We start from the raw sequence: 17,504 nt of genomic DNA, 5'->3' as shown, positions 1-17,504 counted from the left end.
CTCACTCACTTACTCTTGCTCCATTGTGCATAACAATGGGTGTTGATTTTCGCGAGCGTACTGGTTGACTTGTACTACTTTTGTTTCGGCGATTTCCGCAGAATAAACACCGCAAACGGCCTTTCCTTTATAATGTACCTGCAACATCGTATCTGTTGCTCTTTCCTGATCCATCTTAAAAAATTTCATCAACACTTCAATCACAAAATCCATGGGTGTGTAGTCATCATTATTTAAAATGACTTTATACATGGACGGTGGCTTGAGCTCTTGCTTTTCCTCTGTGTCGCTAAGATGTTGTTGGTCAAATTGACTCATTTGTTAACAACCTATCATAAATTGTAGTCTAAAAATTCGTAATTACTTGCAAAAAACCACTCAAATTTTTAACAACAGAGCGCATTTTTTAACCAAAAAAGCTTGACTAATAACTCATCTCACCTAGAGTTAAAGATGGTGTTTGAACAGCTTAATTTCAAGTTAACACCTTTAATAATAATAAACATAGTCTGTTGCAAAAGAAGGAAGTAGATGTATGGCTACCGGAAAAGTCAAATGGTTCAATAATTCGAAAGGCTTCGGCTTTATCGAGAGCGAAGATCGCGAAGGCGATATCTTTGCACATTACTCAACCATTGAAATGGAAGGTTATCGCACGCTCAAAGCCGGGCAACCTGTCGAATTTGAACTCGAAGAAGGCCCTAAAGGTTTACACGCCTCCAACATTGTCCCCGGTTCCTCAGAAAAATAACCGAGGTAGAACCAAATAGAATAAAGGCGCTGACTAACCATCAGCGCCTTTATTTTATCGGCAATCAAAAACATCCAACAAGCCATTAACTGTCTATACCAAAGTAACGTCGCAGCTGATCACGTAAATTCGGCGGTGTACCATTAATAGTCAGCGTATCGGTCGTTGGATCATAATGAACTCGCTCACCCAGTACCGTATGGTCGAAGCCGACACTGACACCACCACCTTGCCCCTGAAACTTAACCAGCTTCCTTAGCGTCGATTTATCAGCTGGAAAGTCATCGGCAATTTCCTTTTCCCGTTGCTCAGCAAACTCTTTAGAAAACATTTCGAAAGAATTGTCTGACGGGTACTGCTCGGCAAATTGCTCTGACAAGTCTTTAATTTTGACCGAGTCGCCCTGCTTCCATTGTTCATCACAATATTCATACGCCGTTTTACTCAAAGCCTGACGCTGCTCAGCTTCCAGACCCGATTGTTTCGCATATTCCTGAACGGTATCCACCAGCTGCTGAGTCTGCTCTTTGGTATTCACACGCTCAGTACAACCTAAAAAGTCCAGGAAAAAGTCAGATACTTTGCGCCCCGCGCGCCCTTTTATAAAGGAAATATAGCGCTCGGCGTCGGGCGCGGTTCGCCATTCAGTCAAATCAATGCGAGCCGCCAACTGCACTTTGCTTATGTCTAACTGTGAGGACCGATCGACCCCTAAGTCCGGGCTGATAGTCACGCCTTCTTTTACCGGAAGAAAGCAAACCAGTAAGTACTCTGAACTCAAATGCTGATAACGGGTAATCAATAAAAACCCGGCTTCCAGCAGGTTATAACTTTGCAGCTGCTCTAATAGTAGCTTAGCCGACTGCTGACTGAACTCAACAAAGTCGAGCGCTTTGTCATACCAGGACTTCAGCTGCTCAGGAAACGGGCTGGCGTCGCCCTCATCGTTTTCGGTCAGAAAACTGGCATAACCTTTAGCCGGTTTACTGGTATAAACGTCGGTTAACTCGACCAGTAAATCATGCAATTGCTCGTCTTCGTTCAGCGCTGAAGGTGCCAGCCGCAACCCAACCTGACCATCATTTTGATAAAACTGGTGAATAATACTTTCTTCAATTCGCAATTGCATATCAGGGACTATCCTTGCTGTTTTGCTGTGTTACTATAAGCGGATTGTAACACGAGACTGGTAAACAATGGGAAAGGACCAACGCGGAAAATACCAACGCCGGGACAAAATAGCGCGGCTGATTAGCTGGGGGCATTGGTTCACATTTGCCAACATTATTCTGTGCTTATTTGTTGGTTTACTCTATGTTGAAGCGTCATCAGAGTCACCTACCGCTATTGGTACCTTATACATGCTGGTCAGCTGGCTGGGGCATTTCGCTTTCCTGCCATTCGTCTTCTTTATTATTCTCATATTCCCATTCTGCCTTATTATTCCTTACTCAAAGGTATTGCGGGGTTTAGCTGCGTTGGTCGCCTCGTTTGGGCTTATCGCGCTTATTGCCGACGCTCTGTTTTTTAGACAATACGGTTATCATTTAAATACCTATTCACTGGCGCAAATGACCAAAGACGCTGAAGCGGTATTTACCGGTGCCAGCTTTGTCATTATTTCCGCCGTGTTGTTGGGCTTTTTGTTGATTGTCGGTATCGAGTTGCTGCTCGCTAACCTTGCCTGGAAACGATTGAATGAATTGCAACGCAAAAAGATAGGCGCGCCGGCAACCGCTGTTTTTGTTTTGTGTTTCTTTGTCAGCCATAGTGTGCATGTCTGGGCAGATGCGTCCTTATACACTCCCATTACTCAACAGGACGATATGTTTCCTTTGTCTTACCCCACAACTGCCAAAACATTAATGGCCAAACATGGGGTTATTGACGTAGAAAGCTACCAGGCACGCCAACAAATGCTTATGGCCACGGATAAAATTAAGCTGAAATACCCAAAACAGCCACTGTTGTGCTCCAAAAAAGACTTTGAACAAACAGCGACTATTATTCTGTTTGAAGAGTACACACAAGACATTAGCGCAGTATTGGCTACCACCTCTTTACAAGAAACTGAAGTCAGCATGCTGGCTCACCCGAAACGAGAAGGTGGCTTATTCCAGTTCTTATACGGACTCCCTGACTTTTATCAAGATACAATAGAGCGTCAGAAAGTCGCCCCTGCGTATTTAAAACCGTTGAATGACTTTAATATCGAAATGAATTGGTACACCAGTGACAGTTGGCAAGAAAGTCTTTCATTGTCACAGTTTGCCAATGAATTTGAACCACAAAGCCTCAACAGTTTTAATGGGCGCAATAATCAGCGTATCAATGTCATATTACTGACCGCTGATGATACCAAGCAGTTAACCCACATTCTGGAAAAAGCAAAACAGCATCAGGTGCTCGTAAGTTACCTATCACCTGAAAATAAAACCGAGTTACTGGGTAAAGAGCAGTTTGCACTAGAAAATATGACGGTGCCTCTATGGCAATTGAATATGCCGTTACCGAAGCAACCCATTGCCGGTCTTATGGATATTATTCCAACCGTTTTAGATGACAGAATCTCTTGCGCCGGCTCGTTTAATAACTACACAAACGGCGAAAGTTTACGCGAACAGAAAGACAGATGGCCACTGATAGAAACCTACAGCCCTTATATTGTCATATACGACAAAACTGAAATAACCATTTTAGATAACAGCGGACAGTTTAACGTATACAGCAGCCCTGAATTCGTCCTGAAGAAAGGCGACGAGCCACCGGTTCCGGTATTAATTGATGCGTTAAAAGATCTCAAACGCTTTACTGAAACACCAGATAAGGCAAATTGATGAAAATAGAAGCAGTTGAGCACCAAACACACCGCTGAGGCTTGCGTAATACGTCAAATACAGTAAGATAGCTTCCCTCGGTCGGCGTGTAGCGCAGCCTGGTAGCGCACTGTCATGGGGTGTCAGGGGTCGGAGGTTCAAATCCTCTCACGCCGACCAATTCTTCCTTTAACTTTCTCCCTGAAGTAAACCCAACTGTTCATTCAATGGCGCAACCACTCGCCAGTATCCACCTCGTGCTGAGCCAACTCGCTTTAATTGTCCACGAGACTTTAATTTGGCTAGGTGCTTTTCAACGGCACGATCAGAAATTCCGAGTACTTCTGATAATCGTGCGGCACTCCACTCCGGGTGCTCCTGTAGTAGCGCTAAAATATTTTCGCGTGTGGTGAAATAAGGCTTTATTCCATTAAAATGCGAATTATCCGAACAAATAACCGAACTTAAATCCGAACTTTTTGGTGAACCTGTCCGAGTATTTTGGTCTTTCGCTGCTTTTTTAACCCCATCAAGAAGCTCATCAAAAGCCTCATCTAAGCGCTGTAATACGAACTCAACCATGATACAGAGGTCGTTATTACCAATTGACGCTCTTAAACAATCGTAATATTCACCACGCCGTTCTTTCAGTTTACTTTCAAAGTTAAGCCAGCGCAGCAGACCGTGCCACTGCCCCAGTATTAAACTGACCCAGAGATGAGCAATACTGCTATTACCTACTGAAAAAGGTTGAATGAATTCATATTGGCGTAAGAATACCGCCGCTTTGACCAACGGGTGATCATTGGCTTGCTCCAGCCACTCCAATAGCGCGCGAAGCTGTCTAGCAACCTGCCCAGCTGGAGCTGTGGTATGAACCAACTTGTTGTACTGGTAAATACCCATACCTGCAGAGCGATAATGCCCAGCTTCAGGAGAGAACGCGGCATAAATACTCCGATGAGCGTCTTGAATACTTTCCTCCGAGCCCAAGCGCCAGCGCGAACAAGACTCGTAAGCTTCATCTAAAGAAACCCCTGTTAATTGTGAAGCGTTCAAGTCCATACCAATAGACGCATTCAACTTCTTCTGACGCGAGGCTTTACTTAATCTTGTCTGCTCAGCAGCTGTATGCTCAAGCAAGCACTCCAGATATCCTAATTTATGACTGATTTGCGCAACTAAATTCACGCTTTTTATCGACAAGACACCTTCAGTATTTACCATTATTCTACCACCACTACCCTATTTCGCCCATTTTCTTTAGCGTCATACAGGGCATCATCAACACGTTTAACCAGGGACGTCCTTGACTCACCGTCTTTGTAAAAAGTAACGCCAAAGCTTGCAGTCACTACACCAACATCATCAAAGGTTGCAGCTTCAAGACGCTGTCGCAGTCGCTCAGCGAGCGCAACAGTGGCCTCTAAATTAGAATGCTTTGCGACAATAAAGAACTCTTCACCGCCCCAACGACCAAAATCGTCGGTATCCCTCAGCTCTTTTGCAAACAGCTTAGCTAAGCCAATTAACACAGTATCGCCGGCGTCGTGACCGTAATTGTCGTTAACGTCTTTAAAGTTGTCGATATCAAAAAGAATAACACCCAATTCATGGTTGTAACGCTTCGCCGCACTGATTTGCTCATCAAGTACATATTCCATGTGGTAGCGATTCCAAATTTGGGTCAGTGCGTCGGTATGAACCAGGTGTTCCAGTTTGTCATTGGCCGCGCTGAGCTGCTCATTCAATATTTCTACCTCGAATGCTGATAACGCAATAGCCAAGTCTTCGGCTAAACTGATGGCTGCCTTTCGTTCACTATCGAGCCACAGAGATGACTGCCCTTTTATGGTTTCTTTCCAGCTTTCAAAAGACGTACGCGGCGACATCACCGTCTTACCTTTATAATGCTCAATCGTATCTTTATTTGGTCTTCCCGCCCATTCAAGCTCTTCTAGTTGCTCTGGACGAAAGAACATTAACCACCCTTGCTGACTGCTGGACCCAGCTGGCAAAGCAATAGCCATAACCCCTGTCACAGCGGTTTCTTCAAAGTATTCGGCAACCTCTGAGTCCATTACGTTTCGGGAAACAAAAGTGCCTACTAGCCGGCACTTCTTATTCAACCACTTTTTAAATGCCAGGATCCTTTCATCGGCCAATTCAGCTCCGCACTTCAGTACGTTATTTCCATACGCGAGTGCAACGAGGTTCCCCCTAAACAATTCCAGCCATTTGTTGCCTTCTCTTTCAAATAACGCCTTAGGTTCATTAATTTCCTGATTGTCACTAATTAAAGCACCGCGCGTATTTTCAATGGCTTCGAAAAACGCAGCCGTCTCATACTGCTGCTGTAAAATCAGCCTCTGGCTCGCTAGCGTCACTAACGCCTGTGCTGCGTGACGCTGCTGAATGTTCAACGGGTGTGCTTCCAGTCCGTGGCAGGACAACAGACCCCATAGTTTATTTTCCTGGAATATCGCAATCGACAACGAACTGTGAAGTCCCATATTTTGCATATAAGTCAGGTGGATAGGTGAAACTGCTCGCAAGACTCCTTTGGTTAGATCCAACGAGCGTTTATCTTCATAGGCTATAATACCAGCTGGCTGTTGGGTTGAATTAACAATGCTTCTCAAAGGGTTTTTGCTGTACAGCTCTCGTACCTGCTTGGGTATATCTGACGCAGGAAAGCGTTGATGCAAATAACGACGTATGGTGGACTGCTTGCACAGTTCAGCAATTACCTGACCATTCCACTCCTCATCGAACTTATACACCATCACACGCTCAAAACCGATGATCTCGCCGATACTTTTCGTCAACCCATTTAAAGTCTCATCGAGAGACTTTGAGGACCGAATTTGCTCCTGATGCGCTTGTAACTCTGACAAAAAAGTTGAGCTAAGGCGCCCAACTAAAGGCTCAATTTCAACGCATATAGAGTCACCTGAGACATACATGGTGCAATAAACTTCGTTGTTATTGATTTCATCGCCAAAACCCACCGAGTCAGAAGCCAACTGACGCAACCTTAATAGGTGTTCTTTCCAACTGGATTTCAGGTAATCGGGCGCACTATGTCCAAGCAAATGCTCTGCGGAAACACCCAGAAGCGCTTCGATATTTTCACTGCAATGGGTCAATACCTCAAAGTTATTATTGAACGCTAGAAAATAACCGTGCGGTTGAATGGCACCAGGCGTGTGCACTGGCTCAGTAGCACAGTTTTCCATTGCTTGTTGCAGCTGTTCTTTAGTCAGTTCGGTCAATGCCGTACTCCCGGTTAGCGCTGTATAGGTCTGTGCCCTTAGAGCTGCATTCGAGCAGTAACTCGAACGCATGAGTTGCTCCCAGGCAAATACTGTCAATTGCCTCAGATTTAAATGACTGTTTTTCTAACCACCCAATATAGTCTGACCACGTGTTATTTCTATAAAAACTAAAGTAGCTCAGGGCGCTAGCTTTAGCAATGAAATCCTGCTTTTGCAGCCGCTTGTACAGGAGCTTTCCTCCAAGAGTCGATCCCTCGATAACATAAGCAGCGCCAATAGCCTCGTGATAAGTCAAATCAGTTGGTTCTATTGTCGGATAAGTCAAACCATTTAATGACGCTAAATCACGCTCCACACACCATAGGCGGCGCTGATACAGGTACTCGTCGTCCGATAGATGGGATGCTATTGAGGGTTCCAGCACTGACAGAAAATAGTGCAAATTTTTCAATGCGCTGACGTACTGATCGTAACTTACCGTTACTTTCATTAGGTTACTAAAACCGGATTCTCGTTCAAGCTGACTGTGCAGTTTTTGAGTCTTTGTTCTAAGCTCAGTTAGTACAGGGAATGACACCAGCAACTTCTCCTAATTATTTGGCGTTTTTGACCGATATCAATAATAGATACGTCACCGGCAAGCAAATAGTTCGTATTAACTGAGGTAAGCATGAATTTGCAAAATAAATTAACCCTGAGCATGGCCATTGCCTTAACAACGCTACTCGTTATCGCCCTCGGCATTTCTACTTACATGATGCGCTCACTGATTGAAGAGCGAGTCATTGAGCAGGAATTGCCCGCTACCTTAGGTGAAATAAGAGGTGAAATCAGCGAGCTGATTAATACCCCTATCTTAGTTTCACAAGAAATTGCCAACAATCAATACCTTATTAATGCGTTAAAAAACGACAACAGTAAACAGGTTCAGGACGACATCACGCAGTACCTGAGTCGCATCTATACAAATAGAAACGCTGTTGCCGCCTTTGCAGTCAGCACCCGAAGCCGTAATTACTACACCGCGGATGGTATCTTAAAGCAAGTCTCCCCATCGGTAGAACGCGATGACTGGTTTTACAACTTTGTCGAAAGTGACGACAAGCAAGCATTGAATTTTGACGTTGATGAAAACTCTGGCACACCGACAGTATTTGTTAACGTCCGCATTAGCGATAATGGTGAAACCTTAGGTGTGGGTGGTATTGGGCAAAGCCTGAAAGCATTACAGGACGCCATTGCAAACTTCCAGGTGGGTCAGACGGGTATCGCTTACCTCGTTAACGAAAGTGGCAAAATTCAGGTACACCCGTCTATTAATGACTTTAGAAGTCTCTCTTCAGAAGTAGACGCTGACGTCGCCAATCAAATGTTGAGCAACTCCGAATTCGAAGCTGGCTACAGTTCTCACGGAGGTGAAGACTGGATTGTTGCCAGCACTGACCTGCCTAACACCAACTGGCGCATTATTATTGAAATGCCAGAGTCTGAGCTATATTCCGGCCTCAATCAGACCATTACCGCCATCGTTATTCTCAGTATTGTTATTGGCACAGCCTTTGTTGTGGGTAGCTGGTTCTACGCTAAGAAAATTGTCCGCCCTATCAAATACGTGGCCAAAAACCTTAACCGTATGTCCAACGAAGGCGGCGATTTGACGCAACGCCTGGATATCGACAGCAATGACGAAATTGGCGACTTAGCAAAAGGGTTCAATGCGTTTGTGGCAAATTTGGGCAGTATCATTACCCACTTTCGCAATACCGCGTATGAAGTCAATGAAAAAGTCACATCGATTGATAAATCGATGACGCAAATTGACGGACTATCGAACGAGCAGGAAAACAAAACGGATCAGGTTGCGGTTGCCATGAATGAAATGGAAACCACAGTTCGTGAGATTGCTGAAAATGCGAACCAGACCGCCAGCCATGCGTCAGAATCTCGTTCGACAACTGAGCAGAACCAAGAACAGTTGCGCCAAGCAGTCAATACCATGCACGAGCTGTCTGACTCGATGCAAAAAGCAGCTAGCTCGGTAGAAAGTCTGGCCAACGATGTCGAAAGCATTGTGACCGTCATTGATACAATTGAGGGTATTTCGGAGCAAACCAACCTGCTTGCGCTTAACGCGGCAATTGAATCAGCCCGGGCAGGTGAAGCGGGTCGTGGTTTTGCTGTTGTTGCTGACGAGGTTAGAACCTTGTCACAGCGAACCAGTCAATCAACAGAAGAAATTCGCCAGAAAATAACGCGTTTACAAGATGGCTCCCGCAATGCGGTTTCAGCAATGGAGCATAATCGTAAGCAAGCTCAAAGCACCAGTGAAAAACTCAGCGATGCTGATAATAAACTGAATGAACTTGTGAACTTAATTCAGGAAACAGCGGATATGAGCACGCAAATAGCGACCGCAACAGAAGAGCAAGCGTCAGTGAGTCAGGACGTCGCGGCCAATATCCAGTCCATTGCTGATTTTGCGACACAAGTATCGACAGCAGTTCGTGAAAGCCATAGCGAGTGCGAACAAATGTCTTCACTGGCTGATAGCCTTCGCAAACAACTGGAACAGTTTAAAACGTAATGTCGGCAAACAACTCTTGCAGCCGCGCCACTTCTTTATCAGAGAGCGGCTGCATTGGATGTTTGCCCCATACCGGGTCAGGCCAGGAAACGTCACTAATAAACCGCGCAATATGATGAATATGCAGTTGTGGTACTCTATTCCCCAATGCCGCCACATTGAGTTTATCGGGCTTGTATTCAGCCTTTAGCCAATGACTTAAAAACGAACTTTCGTGCAAAAATTGCAGTTGCTGCTCTTCGTTCAGGTCACAGATTTCGCGGGCATCCTCCACTCGTGGAATGAGCAGAAACCAAGGATACTGAGCGTCATCCATTACCCTCACCTGACACAACGGCCAGTCCGTTAAAAAATAACTGTCTTCGAGCAGTGCTTTTGCAATCGGAAATGCGCTCATCAATCACTCCTTTTGGATCTTTTACGCCTCAATGTCATCTAAAAACTGAGAAAACAACTCAGTAATTTTAGGTAGCGTCGTAATTAAACGATGGCCATCATTCAGTATATGCAATTCTGTTGAATGTTGCTTTGCAAAGCGCCAGCTATTTTCGACGGGCACTATATCGTCCAGCCAGCCATGCACAACTGTCGTGCGTTTAGGTACTGTCACCGCATCAAAGTCCACTTTCCCCCCCAAGTAAAAAGCCGGCGCCAGAACAAACAACCCCTTGCAGGCCAAAGATTCGGAACAGGCTGTGGCCACGTACCCTCCCATGCTGGAGCCAACTAAAACGACAGAACCATCAACTAATGTTAAGTTTTCTCGAAGTTTATTAACGCGATTATCAACATCATTAATTCCCTGATAATCGATACTGTCCACCTTAAACCCTTTACTTTCAGCAATCTTGGCCATTTCTTTGATTTTAGTTCCCCATGGGCCACTTTCCTTACCATGACTAAAAACAACATTCATATATCAAAGCCCTATATTTTTTGTTTAACTTACGCTAAAACTAAGAGTATGGATTCAGCTAAAAAGCACAGTGCGCATAGGAGATGATTATGCCTATAAAAAACGGTTTCTCGCTACTTGCGTTAGTACCCGCTTTATCGGGTGCCCTCCTGTCGGCAAGCGCTGTGGCGAACAACGATATTACCTGGGGCGTTAACTCGGCACCACCTTTTCATATTTACGATGGTGAATACAAAAACGCTGGCGTTTGCGATGCTTTGGTCAGTGCGTTTCAACAAGAATTACCCCAACATGTCCATAATATAAGAAAGCTTCCGTCGCGACGCATCACCATGATAATGAAACGCAACAAGAACCTGTGCTTTCCCTGCGTCATTAAAAACAGCGCTTATAACACCACTTTTCTCTACAGTGATACGACACACAAATATGCCCCACATGGGGTGATCACCGATCGCGACACCGGTCAGTACATCACCGCCAAATATGGTTACCCGATTCAGTTTGAACAGCTTGCGAAAGACACCGATTTACGCTTTGGGCAACCGGATGAACGGCGCTATGGAAAATTACAGCCATTTATCGACGACTACCTGCTTAACGCCAGTAACTTCAGTTTCATTAGCGGACAACAATCGCATGTTAATGTTCTGGCCATGATACTCAACGACCGAATTGATTACACCGTCGACTACGAAATGGTTAAAACTTATTATCAACGCACCCACGACGACGGTGATAAACTCAGCTTTATTCCGATAGCAGAATACGCCGACGAGGTCATAGAGGGCGCTGTTGGCTGTACACGAAACGAATGGGGTAAACGCACCATAGAAACTCTGAACAGCGCTATTAGCTCGGTGCAAAGCAATTCAGAGTTTCAACGGGCTTTAGAGCGTTGGTTAGGCCCAAACCGACCACGTTAATGCGGTTACTTTAGCCGAAGCGCTTTTCCAAATACTGGTTGATATCATCAGACTCATACATCCAGGTGGTTGAGCCGTCGTCTTCACTAATACGTAAACAAGGCACTTTCACCTTACCGCCGCCCTGCTCCAGATCCGCTCTGTGAGTCTTATCGTGTTGGGCATCACGGGTTTCAATAGGCAATGACAAGCGCGCAATGGTTTTGCGAACCTTTATACAGAATGGACAGGTTTTGAATTGGTATAACGCCAAATTTTTACATTGTTCATCAACTTTACTCTGCTCTTCTGCGCTGCGTTCAACACCCTTTGGCGTTGTTAGCTTTTCGCCAATAATCATGAACGGCATCAAAATAAGACGAACCAAGCGGAAGAAATAACGAATAACGATACGCATAAATCGAAAACTCAACTAAAGGCAAATTAAGGACGACAGCTTAGCACATATCAGGCTCTTGCTTAACGCTCGTTTAATGCCTCACTGGCAATTTCCAAGCTTCTCAAGCGAGCCTGATGGTCGTACGCGTGACAGGTTAAAATGAGCTCATCAATGCCAGTTTCCTCGATAAACTGATTCATATGACGGCTGATCGTGTCTTTGGTACCTAAGGCAGTATAAGTGAGCGCATGGTTTGCGCCGGCAATTTCCTGAGGTGAGCCAACACGACTGATGTCATTAACCGGCGCTTTCAACTTACCCGGCATGCCCCGTCTAAGAGCAATAAACTGTTGCTGCATAGAGCTCATCATCTGCCTTGCGTCGTTTTCTGTATCGGCAGCAAATACGTTCATCGCGGCGGCAGCGTAAGGCTTCTCTAAATATTGTGACGGTTTAAAGTTGTCCCGATAGGCTTTTAGTGCATGATGCAAATAATCCGGCGCGAAGTGAGAAGCAAAGGCGTAAGGCAACCCTAAATGGGCAGCCAATTGTGCGCCAAAGGAGCTCGAGCCTAGTAACCAAACTGGTATCTTCTGCCCATAACCCGGCACCGCTTTTATCACATCGGCGGGCTGAGCCTCAGCAAGGTAACTCAGCAGTTCTTGTACATCACGCGGAAAGTTTTCCGCATCATTTGGACTACGGCGTAAGGCTCGTAGTGTTGCGCCATCCGTCCCCGGTGCTCTGCCTAATCCTAAGTCCACTCGGTCCGGATATAGCGCATTTAACGTGCCAAACTGCTCTGCCACCACAAAAGGAGCATGGTTCGGCAACATGATTCCGGCCGATCCTACTCTGATATGCTCCGTTTTACTGGCAACATACCCTAAAGCAACCGCCGTTGCGGCTGACGCTATACCCTCCATATTGTGATGCTCTGCCATCCAGAAGCGGGAGTAACCCCATTTTTCTGCGTGCTGGGCTAAATCCGCCGAGTTTTGTAACGCCTGTGCAACCGATCCTTCTTCGGTTACTGGTGCTAAATCCAATAACGAATATTTCATATCAACTCAAAAACAGTGATTCATACTGTTTATATTGGCATGGTCTCTTTATTTTCAAGGTCGGCACGCAATGACTGAGTAACGGCGTCCGGCCAAACACTTGCCTGCACTCTGGCTATATGGCTTTCTTGCATCAAAAACATTGCGACGCGTGACTGACCAATGCCACCGCCAATCGTTAACGGCATCATCCCGTTCAAAAGCGACTGATGCCAGGGTAGTAAAAGCTTAAATTGTTGCTCACTCAATTCGAGTTGACGTTTTAGTGCCGCTTCATCAACCCGAATCCCCATCGATGAAAGCTCCAACGCATCATCAATCGCGTCATGCCATACCAATAAGTCACCGTTTAATCCGGTTTCTCCACTTTCTGATACGCTGCTCCAGTCGTCGTAGTCCGGCGCTCGCGCATCGTGTGCCTGACCATCATTTAATGGCGCACCTATACCAATAATAAATACGGCCCCATGCGCTTTGGTGATTGCGCGCTCGCGCTGCTTAGAGCTGAGTTCCGGATATTGCTGAGCCAAGGTTTCACTATGAATAAAATAAACCTTTTTCGGTAACGCTGTCCCGACAGCGCGAATGTCAGGAATACGCTCGATAGTGTTCAGCAACGCTGAATAGATAAGCCCAACCGTGTGTTTCAAATAGCCCACACTTCGTTGTTTATCAGTGATGACTTTTTCCCAGTCCCATTGATCGACATAAACGGAGTGCTTTTGCCCCAGCATTTCCTCATCCGGCCGTAACGCCGTCATGTGCGTTAAAATGCCTTCACCTTCGCTAAAGCCATATTCGCCTAACACCTGTCGCTTCCACTTCGCTAACGAATGCACCACTTCGTAGGTTTTATTCGGAATCGCCTTTATGGCCACTTTGACGGACTGTTCTTGTCCTGAGAGATCATCCTGCACGCCGGTTCCGCACTCGCTTAGTAACGGCGCCTGAACCTCTGCAAGGTTGAGCGCCTGAGCCAGTTGCTGAGTAAATTGCGCTTTAATGTCTTTAATGAGTTGTTGTCGCTTTATAAATGAATGCTTCATAAGTATCTCCCGCCGTTTGTTAACTTATTAACACTAAAAACCGGCAGGCATTCAACAGCTAAAAATAAAATTAGCGTTCCACTGTGAATAATTTAAAATTAAACACACTATATTCATTAAAACGTTAACGCATCATGAAAAAAGCAACGCAAAATTATCAAATCGATAGTTTGGACAAAAATATACTATCAGAATTATTAGCCGACGCTCGCAAAGCCTACAGCGACATCGCTAAGCGCTACAAAGTGAGCCCCGCAACCATTCATGTTCGTGTCGAAAAGATGCGCACCGCAGGCATTATAGACGGTACGCATTTGCTGGTTAACTCAAAGGCATTGGGTTATGAAGTTTGCTGCTTTATTGGTATTACTTTGCGTCAGGCCGGTGATTATCCGGCAGCTATCGCTAAGCTTGAAAAGTTAGAGGAAGTCATCGAGGCACACTACACCACCGGTCAGTACAACGTGTTTATCAAAATACTGACCCGCTCAATTGACGACTTACAGCATATTCTGATTAACCGAATTCAAGCCATACCGGAAATACAGTCAACAGAGACATTAATTTCGTTACAACAGCCAATAAAGCGAGACTTACAGCCTTAACCTGTGTGGTCATTTACCTCAGGAATGAAACGAAACACCGAAAAAGAAGCGCTTATATATCAGTATCTGTTAGGGTAAAGTCACTCATAATAGTCACTAGAATAAGAAGGAAGCCCGTATGTTACGAAAGTGCATTCGTTACGTCAGTGCGCTCACAGTCGCTATCGTTGCGGTACCATCGATAGCCTCTGCCGAGAACTTGTCGTACTACTTACCCTCGGATGTCAGCTATGACGAAAGCATAACCAAGCCTAAAGAAGCGCTGGGTTATAACGTTGGCGACTGGCACGCCCGCCCAGAGCAGATTGTTAACTACATGAAGCTACTGGCAAAAGAGTCTGATCGCATCACTATTGAAGAAACCGGGCGCACTCACGAGCAGCGCCCATTGGTCTTACTAACGGTGACTTCACCGGATAACCACAAAAACATTGAAGACGTCCGCGAGCGCCACTTAGCGGCTGCCGATACTTCACGTGATGCCGATCCCGACAACACGCCCTTAGTCTTGTACATGGGCTACAGTATTCACGGTGACGAGTCCAGTGGCAGTAATGCAGCCATTTTATTGGCTTATTACCTAGCGGCAGCACAAGGCGAAGCTATTGACGCAGTATTAAACGATTCAGTGGTGCTTTTAGACCCGTCATTCAACCCGGACGGCTTGGCGCGTTTTGCACAATGGGCAAATCAGCATAAAAGCCAAAACCTGGTCGCAGACCCACAAAGTCGTGAACACGTACAGCCGTTTGTTCGTGGCCGCGTGAATCACTACTGGTTTGATCTGAACCGTGACTGGCTGCTGTTGCAACACCCTGAGTCACGAGCTCGAATCGCTAACTTCCAGAAATGGAAGCCAAACGTGCTCACCGATTACCACGAAATGGGCACTAACAGCACTTACTTCTTTCAGCCAGGCATCCCGTCACGAAAAAATCCGCTGACACCGGATGAAAATGTACGTTTGACCGAGATATTAGCAGCAGAGCATGCTGATTCGCTGGATGATATTGGTAGCCTTTATTATACCGAAGAGTCATTTGATGATTTCTACTACGGTAAAGGTTCAACCTACCCTGATATTCAGGGTGCCGTTGGTATTTTATTTGAGCAGGCATCAAGTCGTGGGCACCTGCAGGATTCCGTAAACGGTGAAGTGGCCTTCCCATTTACGATTCGCAATCAGTTTGTTGCCTCACTTAGCACCATTTACGGCGCTCATAAAAGCAAAGCTCGCTTTATTCGTTTTCAAGAACAAGCGTACGACAATGCACTGGAAGCAGCGGCTAGTCAGAACTTCGATGGCTATCTGGTTGGCGATGCAACAGACGCATCACGCCTGCAGGGCTTCATTGATATTTTGAAACAGCACGGCATTGAAGGCTATCGAATTGAAAAAGACATCGAAAAAGACGGTGAAGTCTACAAAGCCGGCCAAAGCTACTTCATTCCAGCGAAGCAAGACCAGTTTGGCTTAATTCAGGGTATCTTCAGCACTCGCAAAGACTTCCCGGACAACACTTTCTACGATGTGTCGGGCTGGACCTTAGCGCACGCATTCAACTTGCCGTTTACGACCCACCGTGGGCGCATCCAAATTGCAGACAATGCGTGGGATGCACCGGCTAAACAGCAAACGACACTGGAAGACGCCTACGCCTATGCTTTCAACTGGGATAACTACAACGCACCGGCGCTGTTACAAAGCTTGCTTGAAAACGACATTCACGCTCGTCAATCAACCAAGTCATTTGCCGTAAAAGCTCAGGGCGAACGTAAAACCTTTGAGCCGGGTGCTGTTGTTGTGCCTAAAGCGTACCAAAACAAAGAGTGGCGCCAGGTGCAACGCCTTCTGGCAACCCTGGCAAAAGAGCACAAAGTGGCGGTTACCTCAATTGGCACAGGCCTGACACCTGAAGGCGTCGATTTAGGCAGCCGTAACATTCAGCCGGTCGAAAAGCCGAGCGTGATGATGATGACTGGTGACGGCGTTAATCTTTACGAAGCTGGCGAAGCTTGGTACTACCTGGATCGCCATGTGGGTATTCCGCTTTCAATGGTCGATACCGATCGCCTCTCAGGTGTTGATTTAAGCCGCTATTCTCACATTATTATGGTCGATGGCTGGTACAACAGTTACCTGTCAGACGACATCAAAGAGAAGCTAAAACAGTGGGTTCAGCAAGGTGGCGTCGTTATTGGTCAACGTGGCGGCGCTGAGTGGTTGTCAAACAATGGCTTGCTGCACGCTCGATATGTAGACAGCGACGTGTTTAAAAATGCGTTTAAACAGGACGGTCTCACCTACCAGGAACGTGATGACTTCTACGCAGAGCAACGTATTGCCGGCGCTATTTTCTCGATGGACGTAGACACTTCACACCCATTGTTCTACGGCTTTCCGCGCGAAAATATGCCGGTATTCAAAAGCTCATTAGAAGCGTTTGAAACACCAGAGTCACCTTTTGTGTCTGTTGCAAAATACAGCAACAAGCCCTTATTGAGTGGCTATGCAGACGAGCGCAACCGCGATATTTTGAAAGGTAAAACCAACATTGCGGCACATCGCTTTGGTGACGGCCATGTTATCGCCTTCACGGATAACGTAAACTTCCGTGCTTATTTCTGGGGCACGGCAAAGCTGTTAAGCAATGCGATTTACCTGGGTGATCGCATCGACGTTTACGCACAACCGCTAAAAGATAAAGCGGCAGCAGATGAAGAAGCTGCGGAGCAGTCACACTAAAACTTTATAGAACCGTAAAGTCAGACGCTGCCTGGTATACCAGGCAGTGTCTTTTATCTCCTTCCTATCATCCCTATTTCCTCGCTATCTTTACATTTCCTTTGCTGGCAAAGCGGAAACTCCTGGTCTACCTTAACTAGTGACACTTAAAATCTCATAAAAAAGAGGTGCTTATGTTACGTTGGGTATTAATCTTTTTAGTCGTCGCTGTCATCGCTGCGATATTTGGTTTTGGCGGAATTGCAGGTGCTGCTGCTGAAATCGCCAAAATCATTTTCTATATCTTTATCATTCTGTTTGCGATATCTCTGGTTGTTCGCCTCATGAGAGGATCTGGAAGGTAATTAAGGGGTTAGACAAACAATTAGACATTGGTCGAATGCACACTATTAT

Annotated in this window: 17 protein-coding genes and 1 tRNA gene; 8 read left to right on the top strand and 10 right to left on the bottom strand. The window is 45.8% G+C overall.

All coding sequences use genetic code 11. The features are described from left to right. Positions 1-9 precede the first annotated feature (9 nt). Positions 10-318: an ATP-dependent Clp protease adapter ClpS gene (clpS, locus tag EST55_RS02450; RefSeq protein WP_088768244.1), complete on the bottom strand. Its 309-nt coding sequence runs from the start codon at positions 316-318 to the stop codon at positions 10-12. 217 nt (positions 319-535) lie between these two features. Between clpS and cspD the strand changes: the two genes are divergently transcribed. Further along, positions 536-751 carry a cold shock domain-containing protein CspD gene (gene cspD, locus EST55_RS02445; protein WP_100692167.1) on the top strand — a complete coding sequence of 72 codons (216 nt, stop codon included), beginning with the start codon at positions 536-538 and terminating at the stop codon, positions 749-751. An 85-nt stretch (positions 752-836) separates the two neighbouring features. On the opposite strand, the gene yejK is transcribed toward cspD, so the two are convergent. Continuing rightward, positions 837-1,880 (bottom strand): nucleoid-associated protein YejK, encoded by a 1,044-nt coding sequence (gene yejK, locus EST55_RS02440; RefSeq protein WP_100692168.1) that lies wholly within the window; start codon positions 1,878-1,880, stop codon positions 837-839. A 67-nt stretch (positions 1,881-1,947) separates the two neighbouring features. Here yejK and EST55_RS02435 point away from each other — a divergent pair, with 67 nt between their 5' ends. Then, positions 1,948-3,588, top strand: a complete 1,641-nt coding sequence (locus EST55_RS02435; RefSeq protein WP_129496380.1) for a DUF3413 domain-containing protein — start codon at positions 1,948-1,950, stop codon at positions 3,586-3,588. A gap of 82 nt (positions 3,589-3,670) precedes the next feature. Next, positions 3,671-3,747, top strand: a tRNA-Pro gene (locus EST55_RS02430). 9 nt (positions 3,748-3,756) lie between these two features. Here the strand turns inward: EST55_RS02430 and EST55_RS02425 are convergent. From EST55_RS02425 to EST55_RS02415, 3 genes are read right to left on the bottom strand one after another with little or no spacing between them, the layout of a single operon-like run. Further along, positions 3,757-4,794 (bottom strand): Fic family protein, encoded by a 1,038-nt coding sequence (locus EST55_RS02425; protein ID WP_100692185.1) that lies wholly within the window; start codon positions 4,792-4,794, stop codon positions 3,757-3,759. Continuing rightward, entirely contained in the window at positions 4,794-6,842 is a 2,049-nt protein-coding gene (locus EST55_RS02420; protein ID WP_164976520.1) for a sensor domain-containing diguanylate cyclase, read from the bottom strand. Before EST55_RS02420 ends, EST55_RS02425 begins: the two co-directional genes overlap by 1 nt. Further along, a complete protein-coding gene (locus EST55_RS02415; RefSeq protein WP_157803496.1) occupies positions 6,826-7,422 on the bottom strand; it encodes a biliverdin-producing heme oxygenase in 597 nt (198 codons plus the stop codon). Before EST55_RS02415 ends, EST55_RS02420 begins: the two co-directional genes overlap by 17 nt. A gap of 93 nt (positions 7,423-7,515) precedes the next feature. On the opposite strand from EST55_RS02415, the gene EST55_RS02410 reads away from it, so the two are divergent. Beyond that, positions 7,516-9,429, top strand: a complete 1,914-nt coding sequence (locus tag EST55_RS02410; protein WP_129496378.1) for a methyl-accepting chemotaxis protein — start codon at positions 7,516-7,518, stop codon at positions 9,427-9,429. Here the strand turns inward: EST55_RS02410 and EST55_RS02405 are convergent. Both EST55_RS02405 and EST55_RS02400 read right to left on the bottom strand, forming a co-directional pair. Next, positions 9,419-9,826 (bottom strand): HIT family protein, encoded by a 408-nt coding sequence (locus EST55_RS02405; RefSeq protein ID WP_129496377.1) that lies wholly within the window; start codon positions 9,824-9,826, stop codon positions 9,419-9,421. The two genes, EST55_RS02410 and EST55_RS02405, sit on opposite strands and share 11 nt — an antisense overlap. Before the next feature lie 21 nt (positions 9,827-9,847). Beyond that, positions 9,848-10,345: an alpha/beta hydrolase gene (locus tag EST55_RS02400; protein ID WP_100692190.1), complete on the bottom strand. Its 498-nt coding sequence runs from the start codon at positions 10,343-10,345 to the stop codon at positions 9,848-9,850. Positions 10,346-10,434: 89 nt separating this feature from the next. Between EST55_RS02400 and EST55_RS02395 the strand changes: the two genes are divergently transcribed. After that, positions 10,435-11,271, top strand: a complete 837-nt coding sequence (locus EST55_RS02395; protein WP_129496376.1) for a hypothetical protein — start codon at positions 10,435-10,437, stop codon at positions 11,269-11,271. A 10-nt stretch (positions 11,272-11,281) separates the two neighbouring features. Here EST55_RS02395 and EST55_RS02390 read toward each other — a convergent pair whose 3' ends face one another. The 3 genes from EST55_RS02390 to asnA all read right to left on the bottom strand — a co-directional run bounded on the left by EST55_RS02390 (position 11,282) and on the right by asnA (position 13,760). Next, positions 11,282-11,668, bottom strand: a complete 387-nt coding sequence (locus EST55_RS02390) for a glutathione S-transferase N-terminal domain-containing protein (protein ID WP_129496375.1) — start codon at positions 11,666-11,668, stop codon at positions 11,282-11,284. 62 nt (positions 11,669-11,730) lie between these two features. Continuing rightward, a complete protein-coding gene (locus EST55_RS02385) occupies positions 11,731-12,714 on the bottom strand; it encodes an LLM class flavin-dependent oxidoreductase (protein ID WP_129496374.1) in 984 nt (327 codons plus the stop codon). Positions 12,715-12,743: 29 nt separating this feature from the next. Then, on the bottom strand, positions 12,744-13,760 hold the full coding sequence (gene asnA / locus EST55_RS02380; protein WP_100692194.1) for an aspartate--ammonia ligase: 1,017 nt from the start codon (positions 13,758-13,760) through the stop codon (positions 12,744-12,746). Positions 13,761-13,894: 134 nt separating this feature from the next. On the opposite strand from asnA, the gene asnC reads away from it, so the two are divergent. From asnC to EST55_RS02365, 3 genes are all read left to right on the top strand, one after another. Beyond that, positions 13,895-14,365, top strand: coding sequence for a transcriptional regulator AsnC (gene asnC / locus EST55_RS02375; protein ID WP_100692195.1), 471 nt, complete (start codon positions 13,895-13,897; stop codon positions 14,363-14,365). A 118-nt stretch (positions 14,366-14,483) separates the two neighbouring features. Next, a complete protein-coding gene (locus EST55_RS02370) occupies positions 14,484-17,111 on the top strand; it encodes a M14 metallopeptidase family protein (RefSeq protein WP_129496373.1) in 2,628 nt (875 codons plus the stop codon). Positions 17,112-17,284: 173 nt separating this feature from the next. Further along, positions 17,285-17,455 carry a DUF1328 family protein gene (locus EST55_RS02365; RefSeq protein WP_088768289.1) on the top strand — a complete coding sequence of 57 codons (171 nt, stop codon included), beginning with the start codon at positions 17,285-17,287 and terminating at the stop codon, positions 17,453-17,455. The last annotated feature ends 49 nt before the right edge of the window (positions 17,456-17,504 follow it).

This window comes from Idiomarina sp. 29L, from assembly GCF_004123135.1.
In the GTDB taxonomy this organism is placed as follows: Bacteria; Pseudomonadota; Gammaproteobacteria; order Enterobacterales; family Alteromonadaceae; genus Idiomarina.
Note: the sequence above shows the minus strand (reverse complement) of the source record. Positions and strands in the feature narration are given on the sequence as shown.